Source organism: Pseudoflavonifractor intestinihominis (genome assembly GCF_040096055.1).
GTDB classification, from domain to species: Bacteria; Bacillota; Clostridia; order Oscillospirales; family Oscillospiraceae; genus Pseudoflavonifractor; species Pseudoflavonifractor intestinihominis.
Genome location: NZ_JBBMFK010000021.1, coordinates 1 through 13,847, shown reverse-complemented (window position 1 = coordinate 13,847; position 13,847 = coordinate 1). Strand labels below are relative to the sequence as shown.

The 13,847-nt window shown below is 62.7% G+C and carries 14 protein-coding genes; 7 read left to right on the top strand and 7 right to left on the bottom strand.

Annotated features, from left to right (window positions below; translation table 11 throughout):
* Window positions 1-300: 300 nt before the first annotated feature.
* The 3 genes from ilvA to recR all read left to right on the top strand — a co-directional run bounded on the left by ilvA (window position 301) and on the right by recR (window position 3,050).
* On the top strand, window positions 301-1,521 hold the full coding sequence (gene ilvA / locus WMO64_RS12115) for a threonine ammonia-lyase (protein ID WP_294520251.1): 1,221 nt from the start codon (window positions 301-303) through the stop codon (window positions 1,519-1,521).
* Window positions 1,522-1,765: 244 nt separating this feature from the next.
* The gene (rpe, locus tag WMO64_RS12110; RefSeq protein WP_294520254.1) at window positions 1,766-2,422 is read left to right on the top strand and encodes a ribulose-phosphate 3-epimerase; all 657 of its coding nucleotides are present in this window, start codon (window positions 1,766-1,768) and stop codon (window positions 2,420-2,422) included.
* A gap of 25 nt (window positions 2,423-2,447) precedes the next feature.
* Window positions 2,448-3,050 (top strand): recombination mediator RecR, encoded by a 603-nt coding sequence (gene recR / locus WMO64_RS12105; RefSeq protein WP_349232156.1) that lies wholly within the window; start codon window positions 2,448-2,450, stop codon window positions 3,048-3,050.
* Between the two features lie 61 nt (window positions 3,051-3,111).
* On the opposite strand, the gene WMO64_RS12100 is transcribed toward recR, so the two are convergent.
* On the bottom strand, window positions 3,112-3,357 hold the full coding sequence (locus WMO64_RS12100; RefSeq protein ID WP_349232155.1) for a hypothetical protein: 246 nt from the start codon (window positions 3,355-3,357) through the stop codon (window positions 3,112-3,114).
* Window positions 3,358-3,415: 58 nt separating this feature from the next.
* Between WMO64_RS12100 and WMO64_RS12095 the strand changes: the two genes are divergently transcribed.
* Window positions 3,416-3,604, top strand: a complete 189-nt coding sequence (locus WMO64_RS12095; protein ID WP_294553655.1) for a YlcI/YnfO family protein — start codon at window positions 3,416-3,418, stop codon at window positions 3,602-3,604.
* Window positions 3,605-3,679: 75 nt separating this feature from the next.
* Here the strand turns inward: WMO64_RS12095 and WMO64_RS12090 are convergent, their stop codons facing one another.
* Window positions 3,680-4,687, bottom strand: a complete 1,008-nt coding sequence (locus WMO64_RS12090) for an asparaginase (RefSeq protein ID WP_349232154.1) — start codon at window positions 4,685-4,687, stop codon at window positions 3,680-3,682.
* A gap of 96 nt (window positions 4,688-4,783) precedes the next feature.
* On the opposite strand from WMO64_RS12090, the gene WMO64_RS12085 reads away from it, so the two are divergent.
* Window positions 4,784-5,137 (top strand): DUF4234 domain-containing protein, encoded by a 354-nt coding sequence (locus WMO64_RS12085; RefSeq protein ID WP_294520268.1) that lies wholly within the window; start codon window positions 4,784-4,786, stop codon window positions 5,135-5,137.
* Complete coding sequence (locus tag WMO64_RS12080) at window positions 5,127-5,525, top strand: DUF2752 domain-containing protein (RefSeq protein WP_349232153.1); 399 nt, start codon at window positions 5,127-5,129, stop codon at window positions 5,523-5,525. The genes WMO64_RS12085 and WMO64_RS12080 overlap by 11 nt, the downstream gene beginning before the upstream one ends.
* 1 nt (window position 5,526) lies before the next feature.
* Here the strand turns inward: WMO64_RS12080 and WMO64_RS12075 are convergent, their stop codons facing one another.
* The 5 genes from WMO64_RS12075 to WMO64_RS12055 form a co-directional block, all read right to left on the bottom strand.
* Window positions 5,527-6,117 carry an SGNH/GDSL hydrolase family protein gene (locus WMO64_RS12075; RefSeq protein WP_349232152.1) on the bottom strand — a complete coding sequence of 197 codons (591 nt, stop codon included), beginning with the start codon at window positions 6,115-6,117 and terminating at the stop codon, window positions 5,527-5,529.
* A gap of 35 nt (window positions 6,118-6,152) precedes the next feature.
* Window positions 6,153-6,866, bottom strand: coding sequence for a GNAT family N-acetyltransferase (locus tag WMO64_RS12070; protein ID WP_294520277.1), 714 nt, complete (start codon window positions 6,864-6,866; stop codon window positions 6,153-6,155).
* 197 nt (window positions 6,867-7,063) lie between these two features.
* Window positions 7,064-8,776 (bottom strand): ammonium transporter, encoded by a 1,713-nt coding sequence (locus tag WMO64_RS12065; protein WP_294520280.1) that lies wholly within the window; start codon window positions 8,774-8,776, stop codon window positions 7,064-7,066.
* Between the two features lie 380 nt (window positions 8,777-9,156).
* Complete coding sequence (sfsA, locus tag WMO64_RS12060; RefSeq protein WP_349232151.1) at window positions 9,157-9,882, bottom strand: DNA/RNA nuclease SfsA; 726 nt, start codon at window positions 9,880-9,882, stop codon at window positions 9,157-9,159.
* 116 nt (window positions 9,883-9,998) lie between these two features.
* Window positions 9,999-13,016: an S-layer homology domain-containing protein gene (locus tag WMO64_RS12055; protein WP_349232150.1), complete on the bottom strand. Its 3,018-nt coding sequence runs from the start codon at window positions 13,014-13,016 to the stop codon at window positions 9,999-10,001.
* A gap of 170 nt (window positions 13,017-13,186) precedes the next feature.
* On the opposite strand from WMO64_RS12055, the gene WMO64_RS12050 reads away from it, so the two are divergent.
* Complete coding sequence (locus WMO64_RS12050; protein WP_349232149.1) at window positions 13,187-13,513, top strand: helix-turn-helix domain-containing protein; 327 nt, start codon at window positions 13,187-13,189, stop codon at window positions 13,511-13,513.
* Window positions 13,514-13,847: the final 334 nt, after the last annotated feature.

Here is a 13,847-nt window from a genome sequence, read left to right as displayed (position 1 = left end):
CAGCCGCGCTTTTCGCCAAAATCGGGGGCAAAAAAGCTCTGTTTCAGGCCGGTCAAAGAGATTGACCGGATCTTTCCGCGCTGATATGTCCGCTCCGGCATCCCGGCCGGAGGACTGCCCGGGCCCTTCTTTGCCCGGTATATGTCCCTGATGGGTATTCCATTTCCAGTTTATTGTACCCCCCCTATCAGAGGGTGTCAAGAACACGTTGACTTTAGCACTTAAATTCATTAAAATAATGGTTATCTATATTCAAAGGGATGACCTGACCGGCCGATCCCCAGCAAAGGGGTTTTCACCATGATGACATTGGAAGATTTCAAAGCCGCCCGCAATGTACTCTCGGGCGTCATCACCAACACGGGGCTTGTCCCCAGCACGGCCCTGTCCAAGGCCTCGGGCAACAATGTGTATCTGAAGCCGGAGAACATGCAGGTCACCGGCGCGTACAAGATCCGCGGCGCCTACTTCAAGCTGTCCACCCTGTCCGAGGAGGAGAAGGCCAGAGGTCTGGTCACCGCCTCGGCGGGCAACCACGCCCAGGGCGTGGCCTACGCGGCCCAGGCCGCGGGCGTCAAGGCCACCATCGTCATGCCCACCACCACCCCCCTGGTGAAGGTGAACAACACCAAGGACTACGGTGCCGAGGTGGTGCTCCACGGCGAGACCTTTGACGACGCCGCCGCTCTGGCCCAGCAGCTGGTGGAGGAGCGGGGCCTGACCTACGTGCCCCCCTTCAACGACCTGGCGGTGGCCACCGGTCAGGGCACCATTGCCTATGAGATCTTCCAGAGCCTGCCCGATGTGGACGTGATCCTGGTGCCCATCGGCGGCGGCGGCCTGGCGGCGGGCGTGTCCACCCTGGCCAAGCTGCTCAACCCCAACGTGAAGGTCATCGGCGTGGAGCCCACCGGCGCCGCGTCCATGAAGGCCAGCGTGGAGGCGGGCCATGTGGTCACGCTGGACCACGTGGAGACCATCGCCGACGGCGTGGCTGTGAAAACCCCCGGCGACCTCATTTTCCCCTATATCCAGCAGAATATTGACGACATCATCACCATCGACGACGTGGAGCTGGTGGACGCCTTCCTGGACATGATTGAAAAGCACAAGATGATCGTGGAGAACTCCGGCCTGCTGCCCATCGCCGCCCTTAGCCATCTGGACTGCAGGGGCAAGAACGTGGTCTGTGTGCTCTCCGGCGGCAACATGGACGTGATCACCGTGGCCAGCCTGGTGCAGCACGGCCTCATCAACCGGGGCCGCGTGTTCACCTTCTCCGTCCAGCTGCCCGACCGGCCCGGCGAGCTGCTGCGGGTGGCCGAGATCATCTCCCGTGAGAACGGCAACATCATCAAGCTGGAGCACAACCAGTTCGTCAACATCAACCGCCAGAGCGGCGTGGAGCTGCGGGTGACGCTGGAGGCCTTCGGCCACACCCACAAGCGCACCATCCTCACCGCCATGCGCTCCGCCGGGTACGACGCCCGGGAGGTCAACACCGGCGACTTTTACGACTGATCCCCCCTGATCCTGCTGCCGTCCGGCGGGCAGAGCCCGCCGGACGGCTATCTGAAAGCGGTTGTTCCCCCGGCCGGACCGCCGGGCCGTGGGAGCAGAGCGGGGGGAAGCCGCCGCCGGCTGGGAGCGATTCCGCTGTGCCATCCTATGTGCCGGACCGGCCCCGGGTGCGGCGGGGACCCTTGCCCCACTGAATGCATCATACAGGAAATTTTTCAATTTCTGTTAAAGCGGAGGTTTAAGTATGATTAAAATTGCACCCTCGCTGCTCTCAGCGGATTTTGCCAATCTCCAGCGTGACATTGAGCGGGTTCCCAACGCCGACTGGCTCCACGTGGACGTGATGGACGGCATGTTCGTGCCCAACATCACCATCGGCGTGCCGGTGGTCAAGTCCCTGCGGGCCTGTACGGACAAGTTTCTGGACGTGCACCTGATGATCGAGAAGCCGGAGCGGTACATCGACGCCTTTGCCAAGGCGGGCGCCGACCTGCTCTCCGTCCATCTGGAGGCCGACCTGCCCCCCGCCATCCACCGGGCGCTGGACCGGATGGAGGAGAACGGCGTGAAGAAGGGCATCGTCCTGCGCCCCATCACCGGCGCTGAGGCAGTGATCCCCTATCTGGAGCGGGGCCTGGACCTGATCCTGGTCATGACGGTGGAACCCGGCTTCGGCGGCCAGGCCTTTATGGCCGACATGCTGCCCAAGCTGGAGGCCATCCGGGGCTATATTGAGCGCTACTGCCCGGGCTGCCACCTGGAGGTGGACGGCGGCATCGACCCCGCCACCGCTCCCCTGGCCGTGAAGGCGGGGGCCAACGTGCTGGTGGCCGGCTCCGCCGTGTTCGGCAAGCCCGACCCCGCCGCCGCCGTGGAGGCCCTGCGCGCCGCCGGTATGTGATTTCGAATATTTTGGAGGATTTTCCATGCAGTACTTTCCCCCCGCCCTGGAGAAGCTGGTGGAGCAGTTCCACAAGCTGCCCGGCATCGGCCACAAGAGCGCCCAGCGGCTGGCCTTCTATATACTCTCCCTGCCCGACGAGGACGCCGCCGCCTTTGCCCAGGCCATCACCGACGCCAAGCGAGCCATCTCCTTCTGCCCCGTGTGCCAGAACCTGACCGAGGGCGAGGGGCCCTGCCCCATCTGCCAGAGCCCCAAGCGGGACCGGTCCACGGTGTGCGTGGTGGCCGACCCCAAGGACGTCATCGCCATGGAGCGCAGCCGGGAGTATAACGGCCTCTACCACGTGCTCCACGGGGTCATCTCCCCCATGAACCACGTGGGACCCGATGACCTGCATATCAAGTCCCTGGTGGAGCGGGTGGGCAGCGGCGAGGTGAAGGAGGTCATCATGGCCACCAACCCGGACACCGAGGGCGAGGCCACCGCCATGTACCTCTCCCGGCTTTTGAAGCCCTTCCAGGTGAAGGTCACCCGTCTGGCCTACGGTATCCCGGTGGGCAGCCACCTGGAGTTTGCCGACGACGCCACCCTGATGCGTGCTCTGGAGGGCCGGCGGGAGATGTGATGTTTTCCACAAAAGAGGAGGCCGCGGTTGATAACCGCGGCCTCCTCTTTCATCTTTTCTTCTATGGTTCCAGCATCTCACGCAGACAGGCAATCTTTTCCCCGTCCTCCATCTCGTCGCTGAACACGATCCCCGCTATCTCCCACAGCATCTGCCGGCTCTCTTCCTGCATCGCTGCTTCAATATGCTCTATCCCCGGGATTTCCACTGTTACCTTGCCGCTGCGAATCATATTGGCTAGAATCAGCTCTAATTTTTTCATATCCTTCACCTTGTATATACGTTTATGCGTCAGTTTGCTTTGCATACATCATACACATAATAATATACATTGTAAAGCACAAACGTATATAGCAGGTGATAGTATGGCAAGAAAATTCAAGCTGCCCGCCGAGCCTGGAACCACTCCCAAGAATATCCGCTTTCCCAACTATGTAATTGACCAGGTGGAAGAGGCTATCCGCGGAACAAAAATCTCCTTTTCCGCCTTTGTCATTGAGGCCACAAAAGTGGCCCTGGAAAACCTCCGTGAGGAGGAAGAGGGCCAGGAATAACGCCCTTTTATGTCCCCGAACATGCAGAAGGCCGGCGGCGCAGTATCTGCGCCGCCGGCCTTTTATTGCCTTGTTTCAGATGCCCTTGTCCACGGTCACCTCGCCGCAGAGGCTGCGGGCGAAGAGGGCCCGCACCTGCTCCGGGTCGCTGGTCTGGCCCAGGGACCACATGAGCTTGGTGACGGCGGCCTCGGTGGTCATGTCATAGCCCTGGATGACCCCCTCGGACAGGGCCTTCTGCCCGGCCTGGTAGAGGGAGAAGTCGCTGCGCTCATAGAGGCACTGGGAGCACACCACCACCGCCATCCCCGCCTGGACGGCGGCGTGGAGCTTGGAGATCAGATCCCGGCGGATGAAGTGGAGCCCGCCGGCGCCGAAGGCCTCGATGACCACGCCCCGGTAGTGCATGGACAGGAGCATGTCGAAGATCTCCGGGTTCAGGCCGGGGGTCAGCTTGATGAGGAACACGTCCCGGCACAGGGCGTCCCGCAGGGCGCAGGGCTCCCCGCTGGGGACGGGCAGCGCCTCAGGCCGCAGGAGCAGCCCGGCGGCGCTGATCTGGGCGGCCAGCGGCCAGTTGACGCTCTCAAAGGCGTCGAAGCCGGTGGTGCGGGTCTTGACCGCCCGGCAGCCCAGGATCACCTTCCGGTCAAAGGCCACGAATATGCCCCCCACCCCGCTGGCCGCCATGGCAAAGGCGGTGCGCAGGTTCTCCAGTCCGTCGGTGAGGGGGTGCTCGATGGGCAGCTGGGAGCCGGTGAGCACCACGGGAACCTCAATACCCCGGAGCATAAAGGAGAGCACTGAGGCGGTGTAGGCCATGGTGTCGGTGCCGTGGGTGATGACGATACCGTCAAAATTCCCCCGGCTCTCGTACACCGCCCGGGCGATGACCTGCCACTCCTCCGGCTGGATGTTGGATGAGTCCATACTCAGCAGATCCCGGATGGTGAGGTCGTAATTGTCCGCCAGGCCGTACAGCCGCCTGGCCAGGCCGCCGCCGTCCAGCCCCGGGGCCAGGCCCTCCGCTGTGGGCCGGGAGGCAATGGTGCCTCCGGTGGTGAGAAGCAAGATCTTTTTCATGAATCCATTTCCCTCTTTTAAGGATTTCTTAATTGCATTTCGTTCCGGCATCCTCTATACTGAAATTCAGAAACCAATCTGAACGGAGGAGAGCTTATGCATCAGCGCAATGTTGCCCTCTGCATCGTCCTTACCATCATCACCTGTGGTATCTACGGCCTGTACTGGATGGTCTGCCTCACCGACGACTCCACCGAGGTCACCGGCATGGGCCGCACCAGCGGCGGCATGGCCCTGGTGTTCACCCTGATCACCTGCGGCATTTACAGCATCTACTGGGCCTACAAGATGGGCGAAAAGCTGGACATGGCCCGGGCCCAGCGGGGCGTCCCCACCGGCAGCCTGGCCATTGTCTACCTGGTCCTGTCCCTCTTCGGACTGAGCATCATCACCTTCGCCCTCATCCAGAGCGAGCTGAACAAGTACTCTTTCAACGGGAATGACTTCTGAGGTCAAAGGCCGCCTGAAGCGGCTTCTCCTGCGGGCGGGCCTGATCCTGGGGATCGGGCTCGCCTATGCTGTTTTTGTGGGGCGGAGCGGGCTGTCCCTCCCCTGTCCCTTGCACGCCATCACCGGCCTGCTGTGCCCCGGCTGCGGGGTCACCCGGATGTGCCTGGCCCTGCTGAGGCTGGACTTTGCCGCCGCCTGGGCCGCCAATCCGGTGCTGCTGCTCCTGCTGCCCGTCCTGGCGGCGCTGCTGGTCCGGCAGTCGGCCCGGTACGTAAAAAGCGGGCGGTCCGCCCTCAGCAGAGGGGAATCCGCCCTGGTATGGGGTATGGTGGCTGTTCTTCTGCTGTGGGGCGCCGCCCGGAACCTGGTCCCGCTGCTTTTCTCCTGACCTACCGCAGCATGCGCAGGGCCAGGGGAAGCACCAGCTCGGCCACCTTCCGCTCTCCGGCTGCGGACAGGTTGTGCCGGGGCAGTTTCCGCTCGCCATACCAGCGGTCCGGATCATCCCGCAGGGCCCGGTACAGGTCCACAAAGGGCACGCTCCGCTCGTCGCACAGCCGGCTCAGGCCGTCGTTCCACTTGGGCAGCCGGCTCTGGACCAGCTCTCCGGCGTAATCCTTGTCAAACCAGGGAATACCCAGGGTGATGACCCCGGTCCCCTGGGACTTGGCCTGGCGGAACATGTCCGCCATCTCGCCCAGATAGGCCGCCATGGTCCGCTCGGGCCGGCGGATGTCCTCCATGCCGAAGCCCAGGACGCACAGCCTGGCCCCCGCGCTCCGGGCCGCAAAGGTCTCCCGGGCGTCCGCCGCCGTCTCGCCGGGCACGCCCTCGTTCCGCACCGCAGCCTTGGCCCCCAGCGCAGCCAGAATGGCCTCCATCTGGGCGGGCCAGGCCTGCTCGATGGGGCCGCATTTTCCCTCATCTCCCAGGAAGTAACGGGTGTTCCCGTCTCCCAGGGCCACAATCGTCCGATTCACACACTCACCTTATTTCTCTCTGCATCTCGCCGGCCTCAGGCCAGCAGATCCCCCTCGGAGATCACCTGATACCAGTGGGAGATCAGCCGGGTCTGGACGAATCCGGCCGACCGGTACAGGTCATAGGCCAGAGCGTTGGCGGTGGAGACCTTCAGCCAGGTCCGGCCGAAGCCCTCTCCCGCCAGGAGGGCCATGACGGAGCACAGCAGCTCCCGGCCCAGCCCCCTGCCCCGGAAGTCCTTGCACAGGCCCATGCCCTCGATCTCCGGGTCGGCCTCCTGGAAGCCCAGCAGGTAGACCCCCACCGGCACCCCGTCCAGCATGGCCAGGCCGCAGCGGCTGCCCTCGGCCTGGATGCGCTCCAGGTCCGTGCGGCCGCAGGAGGCGGAGTTGGGCACGTCGAAGAAGCACTCGTTGTACAGGGTCAGCCACTGGCCCACCTTCTCCCGGCTCAGGGGCTCCAGGGTCAGCTTTCCCTCGGGCGGGGGGCAGGTCCTGTCCAGGGGCCGCTCCAGGCGGAGCATATCGTGGCGGAACTCCAGCCGGTAGCCGTCTCCGCTGCCCTCGGCCAGGGGCGCCGCCGGGTCCAGAGACGCGGCGTATATCTCCGTGGCGCCCTCTCGCAGCAGGCTCCGGGCCCCCTGACGGATCAGGCCGTCCACCTGGTCGGGCCAGCACCGGCGGATCCACATATATCCCTTCCCTTTGGCCGGGATTTCTTTTGTTATGATCTCCAGCTCAGGCTGCATGGCCTGTTCCTCCCGCTCTATTCTGTATTGGATGAATTTTTATTATACAACGCGGCCGCCTCCTGTGCAAGTCCAACGGCCTATTCCGTCCCCCTTTCCCCTGTTTTTTGTCCAAATCATCTGAAAACCGGCAGGATCTCCCCCGCTGAGAGGAGACCCTGCCGGTTTTTATCTTGATCTGCGGTACCGCAGTTGTTTTACTCCTCCCCCTGGAGGGCGTCGTAGCCGTGCTCACCGGTGCGGACCTTCACCACGTCCTCCACCCGGTAGACAAAGATCTTGCCGTCGCCCACGTGGCCGGTGTACAGGGTCTTTCTGGCCGTATTCACCACCTGGTAGACAGGCACTCTGGACACCACGATGTCCACCTGGACCTTGGGCAGCAGGTTGATGGACATGGGCACGCCCCGGTAATACTCGGTCCGGCCCTTCTGGATGCCGCAGCCCAGGACCTGGCTCACCGTCATTCCGGTCACGCCGATCTCGCTCATGGCGTCCTTCAGCGCCTCGAACTTGCTCTGGCTGCATATGATGGTCACCTTGGACAGGAGCACGTCAGACGCGGGCGCAGCAGGCGCGGAGGATACCTGCACCGGTACGGCCTCGTCCAGGCCGATGTGCCCTTCCGCCACGGCCTTGGGATAGGCGTTCTCCCCCGCCACGGCGGTCATGCTGGTGGTCTGGCTGAAATCGGCGTAGGCGGTGGGCAGGCCGTGCTCGTGGATATCCAGGCCGTCCAGCTCCTCCTGAGCCGTGACACGCAGGCCGATGGTGTGCTTGAGCACCGTGAACACGATGGTCATGGTCACGGCCACCCAGGCCGCCACGGACACCACGCCCAGGCACTGGGTCAGGAAGAACTTGGGGCCGCCGCCGTAGAACAGGCCGCCGTCCACTGCCAGCAGACCGGTCAGCAGGGTGCCCATCATGCCACAGACGCCGTGGACGGAGATGGCGCCCACCGGGTCGTCGATCTTGACCACCTTGTCGAAGAACTCCACCGCCAGGGGCAGCACGATGCCGGCGCAGATGCCGATGACGGCAGCCCCGAACACGGACACCATATCACAGCCCGCGGTCACAGCCACCAGGCCGCCCAGGGCCGCGTTGAAGGTCATGGACACGTCGGGCTTCTTGAAGCGGACCCAGGTGAAGATCATGGTGGTGACGCAGGCCACCGCCGCCGCCATGTTGGTGGTGACGAAGATAGTGCCCGCGGACACCAGGGTGTCGTCCCCGGTCATGGACACCGTGGAGCAGCCGTTGAAGCCGAACCAGCAGAACCAGAGGATGAACACGCCCAGGGCTGCGATGGAGAGGTTGTGGCCCAGGATGGCCCGGGGCTTGCCGTCCTTGTCATACTTGCCGATGCGGGGCCCCAGCAGCTTGGCGCCCACCAGCGCCGCGATGCCGCCCACCATGTGCACGGCGGTGGAGCCGGCAAAATCGTGGAAGCCCAGCTGGGACAGCCAGCCTCCGCCCCAGATCCAGTGGCCGGAGACCGGATAGATCACAGCAGAGATGATCAGGGAGTAGATGCAGTAGGAGATGAATTTCGTCCGCTCCGCCATGGCGCCGGACACGATGGTGGCCGAGGTGGCGCAGAACACGGTCTGGAAGATGAAGAAGGCCATCAGGGGCACGCCCTCGGGCAGGATGGCGCTGTAATCGCCCCGCACCAGGGGGTCAAAGCCGCCGATGAGGGCCCCGGCGCCGCCGAACATCAGGCCAAAGCCCAGCAGCCAGAAGACCGGTGTGCCGATGCAGAAGTCCATCAGGTTTTTCATCAGGATGTTGCCGGTGTTCTTGGCCCGGGTGAAGCCCGCCTCGCACAGCGCGAAGCCCGCCTGCATGAAGAACACCAGCGCAGCGCCCACAAGCACCCAGATCGTGTTGACCGAAGAATACATAGACTCTCCTCCTCTAAAAATAGTTTAAGGGGGCGTACTCCACACACTGAGTACGCCCCCTTGCGTAAAAGAAAGAGGCGCTAAGAATACTTCGTATCCTCAGCGCCCTTGCTTTGATGGGTTGATTTTAATCCCGTTTTTGAAAGTTGTCAAGCCGAAACTTTCATTTCGTTTAATATGATAAAGTATTTGATCGAATGAGCCTTATGCCTGCAATTTCTTACAAAATCAACTTTCCATATCTTTATTTTTCTATTTCAAAAATATCATCGCGTTTTGTTTGCATCTCTCCGGACGCCAGGCCGGGCAGGCCAAATAGAGAAGCAGGATTTCCGTCAAAAACGGTCCTCTTTCAGCCGTGAGGCCCGGCACTCCTGCGCCTACAGCCGCACCTCCACCGCCTCCGCCATGATCAGGCTGTCCGGCGTCACACGGCAGGTGTGGGCCAGGATCTCCACCCCCGCCGCCCTGGCCCGGCGGAGCGCGTCCCCAAAGGCGGGGTGGGTCAGGTCGTTGGGGGAGAAAAAGTCCGCCCGCTCCATCTGGATGACAAAGCACACCGCCGCCTCGTACCCGGCGGCCTTACAGGCCATCAGCTCCTCCAGATGCTTCACGCCCCGCTCGGTGGGGGCGTCGGGGAAGTAGACCGCCCCGTCCCGCTCCAGGGTGACCCCCTTCACCTCCACAAAACCCCGGCGGCTCTCCCCGTTTTCCGAATACTCATAGTAGAAATCAAACCGGGAATTCCCCCACGTTTTCTCTCCCTGGAGCAGGGTCAGCCCGTCCCGAAACGCCCCCGACCTCGCCCACTGGGCGAACACCTGGTTGGGGGCCTGGGCGTCCATATTGATGAGGGTCCCCGCTCCGCCCTCCGCGCTGCCCTTCTCCACTGCGATCAGGTCATAGGCGGTCTTACGGGCCGGGTTGGTGCTCTTCTCCAGGTAGACTGTGGTGCCGGGAACCAGCAGTTCCCGACAACGCCCTGTATTTTTTACGTGGCATATTACAAAATCTCCGGTTTTCTCCTGGCCCTCCAGGGCCACATGGGCGATAAACCGGTTGGGCCGGGCCAGGAATATCCCCCGGCTGATATGGTGGTAATGCATGGTCTCACGTCCTTCCGGGATATGATACCACAGCCGGGCTGGGAAGGGAATGGGCTTTCCCAGCCGGCGGCAAAAAGAGCGCCGGGCAAATGCCCGGCGCTCTTGGGATGACATGCTCAGTCGGCGGAGGAGGTCACCGCAATGTTCAGGGTGGTGGTGCCGCCGTTGCTCAGCTCCACGGTCACGGAGCCGGTCTCAACGGTCTTCAGGTCCACCCAGGCCAGCACGGCGCCGCTCCAGTTGGCGTCGCCGGCAACGGTGTACTGGCCGTCAATGGTGAGGGCAACAGGCACGCTGGTGCCGCCCCACTGGGTGGTGATCCAGGCCAGGATGCCCTCGGTCACGTTGTCCTTGTGGACGGTCAGGGTGCTGTCATCCCAGGAGAACACCTTGCTGACCGGGATGCCCTGGATCTCGGCGGGGCCCTCGGCCCACAGGGCGGCCATCATCTCGTTGACGTTGTCCTTGTTGTCGGTCTCAGCGCTCCACACAGGGGCCTGGGCGGCCGTGATGGCGCCGGGCAGCTGGTTGGAGATGACGATGTTGCCGGTCTTGAGGGTGTAGGAGCAGGAGGCAATGGCCACGCCGTCCTGGAGGAAGGTGAGGGTCTCGGTGTAGTCGCCGGTGCCCTTCACGGACCACAGGCCGTCCTCGGCCTGGGCGAACACGGTGCCGAACTTGAAGTAGGTGTACCCGTCGTCCTCGGTAAGGGTACCCATGCGGCTGTCGCCCTTCAGCTCCGCAAAGGTCATGGTAGCGGTGCCCACCGCCTCCACGCCGGGACGGGTCACGGTCCGCACCACGGTGTCAGCCGCGCCCAGCTGCTGGGTGGGCACACCGATGTACTCCACCAGTTCGCCGTTGCGGCTCTTCACCTCGGCCTGGGTCAGGGAGACCTGGCCGCTCAGGTCCAGCTCGTGGGCCTCGTCACGGGCGATGGTGTCGCTGCTGCCGTCCACCCAGCCGCTGGTGGCCACCTTCACGTCGGTGACCGTCTCAGGCTGGCCGATGGTATAGCCGCTCAGATCCACGGTGAAGGAGTAGGCGGCCACCACGTTGTCGTCCTTCAGGAAGCGGATGGTGTAGGCGTACTTGCCGCCGTCGGTCAGCTCCCACACGCCCTGGGCATTCTTCCGGGCAAACACAGCGCCCCACTTGAAGTAGTAGCTGTTGTCGTCCTTGGTCCACCAGCCCGCGCCGGCATCGGCGGCGGTGTCGCTGGACAGGGCCCACTCGGTGTTCTTGCCGTTGACCGTGCGGACGATCTTGTCAAAGCTCAGGCCGTCCTGGGGCACGGCGTAGTACACGGTGTACTCACCGCCGCCGCCCATGCCCTTGACCTGCTCCTGGGTCAGGGCGCCGCTGCCGCCGTTGGACACCAGGGCGGTGCTGCCGTCCCAGGCCAGGCCGGTCTCGCTGGAGCTCACGCCCTCGGGCAGTTTATCCAGGGAAGTTGTAACATTCTCCAGGTTTTTTACGTTTGTCTGAATGGAGGCCAGATTGATCTCGTACTTCTGGGGGGCATAGGCGTCGCCTTCGCCGTCCCAGTCGATGGTCAGGTGGGTCTTGGGGGTCAGGGCGGTGGCGTTCACAAAGGCCACGAAATAGTACTCACCCTCCGCGCCGCCGGCCACATTGGGGTCGCCGGTGGTCAGCTCCACGGAGCTGGAGGCGGTGTCGCTGGCCTGGGTACCGAAGGTGTAGTAGGCGCTGGTCACCCCCTCAGGGGCCTTGATGGCGAAGCCTACCCAGGAGCCCTTGGTGTGCTGGGCGTTCTCGTGGATGGGCACCACGCCGCTGCTGGACAGGTCAATGGTGATGACGCCGGTGGCCAGGGTCTTGTAGGCGCTGGCAGTGATGGTGGGCATCTCGGTGATGGGCTCGTCGCTCTGGTCCACCGGATTCACGCCCACAACGCCGCTCACGTTCTCCACGCTGGGCGGGTTGTAATCGCCGCCGGAGCCGCCGCTGGTGTTGTCCTTGATCTCGTTGCCCTTGCTGTCGGTGGGGTTCTTCACGCCGTCGGCCACGTCAATGACAGCGGGCTTGCGGCCATCCAGGATGACGCCGCTGGACTCGATGACGGCCTTGGAGATGGTGCCGCTGTTGTCCACCCGGACGGCGGCGCCGGCCTCCAGCGTGTGGATGGTGCCGGTGTTCTTCACGTCGGCGGCGCTGTTGGCCTCCAGGGTGGTGATGGTGCCCCCGTTGGACAGGTGGGCCTCGGCGTTGTTAATCGCCACGGTCTCCGCCTTGGCGCCCGCGGCCACGGTAACAGCGGCGGCGCTGTTGACGCTGACGTTCATCGCTTCGGTGCCGCTCTCCAGGGTCACGGCGGCGGTGCCGTCAACCTTCACGGAATCCGCCATCACGCCGCTGAGCTTCACGGTGCCGTTACCGCAGCCGGCGGTCACCACTACGCCGGCGGTCTTGCCGGTGAGCTTCACCTCGCCGTTGGCCGCCACCACCACAAAGCCCTTCTGGTTGTTCACGCTGTATTCGCCGGGCTCGCTGATGTACACGGTGATGGCCTTGTCCAGCAGAGCCATGGTGGAGGCCCGGTCGATATTGACGCCGGGCTGGATGCTGCCGTCGCCGCTGCCGGAGATGATGCCCATCTCAGCCAGAGGGGCCATATATCCGGCAGCCCAGTCGGCCACGGACCCGCCATCGGTAAATCCGCCCAGGTTGGGGTTCTCCGCAGGGATAACGCCCATGGCCCGGCCAAACATGACCATGGTCTCCTGGCGGCTGATCATGGCCATGGGGTTGGCGTTGAGGCCGTCGCCCTGCATGATACCGGCGGCAGTACACTTGAGGATGGCGTCGGCGTACCACTCGCCGCCCTGAAGGTCGGCGTAGATGTTGGGCGCTCTCTCGGTCAGGCCGAACATGTTGACAAAAATCTGTGCCAGCTCGGCCCGGGTGAGGGAGGCCGTAGGATTGAAGTTGCCGTTCTCATCGCCGTTCACCACGCCGGCGGCGCCCCACCGGCCGATGGACTCGCTGGCCCAGCTGCCGGCGGTGTCGGGGAATTCAGGCGCTGTCTGTTCCGCCGCCATGGCGGGGAGGGACAGCATGGACGCCATCATCGCTCCAGACAGGACCAGGGATAATCCTTTTCTTCCGTTCATATTATTTCCTCCTGTTCTGCACGGATTGTTTCAGCCTGTGCTTTTTCACAGGCTGCCGGGGCCCGTGGCGCTCTGCACGTCTGCCGCAGGCCCTCCGGTCTGCCTCTTCTACTTTTTCTCATGCTTCCTGTACACTCTTATAACGACATCGGCCCGCATTCTGTTACCGTATGGCAGAAATACTGCCAAAAACTTATGTCCGCACTTGTGTCAACGATACGATGAGCGAGGTGATTTCCATGATGTTCCCTACGATCCGCACACTGCGGGAAGGCCGAAATTGGACGCAGCAGCAGGTGGCTGACATGCTCTATCTCAACCGCCGGACCTACTGCGCTTACGAAAACGGCGCCATCGCCATCACGCCGGAGCTGTTGATCCAGCTGGCAGCGCTCTACCAGACCAGCGTGGACTACCTTCTGGGCCTGACCACTGTCAAGGCCCCCTATCCCCGGAGAGGACAACCATGTCCGTTCCAGGCACGCGGTACAGTCTGACTTATATGGAAATCCTTCGGCCTGACAGGCAGCTTCTTCTGCGGCTCTGTCGGAATTTTTTTCATGCTGATGTACAGGTAAAACTGTCGGCAATCTTCATATTTTCTTCTAATTCCCGTTCTTTTCTGTACTTTTAATGCCGACTGATTTAGTATAACAAATTCCATCCGCAGTTCAAGCGGTAATATTTTCTTTTAAGTAATAATAAGTACAAGAATTATGTAACTAAAAAGCCGTTTCCGGTGGGTACGGAAACGGCAAAAAAGAAGCGACAGACATCTGTCTGCCGCTTCTAACTCTTTGTGTTGGCGTTACCTATCTTTCCGGGCCGTCT

Coding starts and splice junctions, on each gene's coding strand:
- ilvA (WP_294520251.1), top strand. CDS start 301: ATGATGACATTGGAAGATTTCAAAGCCGCCCGCAATGTACTCTCGGGC.
- rpe (WP_294520254.1), top strand. CDS start 1,766: ATGATTAAAATTGCACCCTCGCTGCTCTCAGCGGATTTTGCCAATCTC.
- recR (WP_349232156.1), top strand. CDS start 2,448: ATGCAGTACTTTCCCCCCGCCCTGGAGAAGCTGGTGGAGCAGTTCCAC.
- WMO64_RS12100 (WP_349232155.1), bottom strand. CDS start 3,357: ATGCAAAGCAAACTGACGCATAAACGTATATACAAGGTGAAGGATATG.
- WMO64_RS12095 (WP_294553655.1), top strand. CDS start 3,416: ATGGCAAGAAAATTCAAGCTGCCCGCCGAGCCTGGAACCACTCCCAAG.
- WMO64_RS12090 (WP_349232154.1), bottom strand. CDS start 4,687: ATGAAAAAGATCTTGCTTCTCACCACCGGAGGCACCATTGCCTCCCGG.
- WMO64_RS12085 (WP_294520268.1), top strand. CDS start 4,784: ATGCATCAGCGCAATGTTGCCCTCTGCATCGTCCTTACCATCATCACC.
- WMO64_RS12080 (WP_349232153.1), top strand. CDS start 5,127: ATGACTTCTGAGGTCAAAGGCCGCCTGAAGCGGCTTCTCCTGCGGGCG.
- WMO64_RS12070 (WP_294520277.1), bottom strand. CDS start 6,866: ATGCAGCCTGAGCTGGAGATCATAACAAAAGAAATCCCGGCCAAAGGG.
- WMO64_RS12065 (WP_294520280.1), bottom strand. CDS start 8,776: ATGTATTCTTCGGTCAACACGATCTGGGTGCTTGTGGGCGCTGCGCTG.
- sfsA (WP_349232151.1), bottom strand. CDS start 9,882: ATGCATTACCACCATATCAGCCGGGGGATATTCCTGGCCCGGCCCAAC.
- WMO64_RS12055 (WP_349232150.1), bottom strand. CDS start 13,016: ATGAACGGAAGAAAAGGATTATCCCTGGTCCTGTCTGGAGCGATGATG.
- WMO64_RS12050 (WP_349232149.1), top strand. CDS start 13,187: ATGGCAGAAATACTGCCAAAAACTTATGTCCGCACTTGTGTCAACGAT.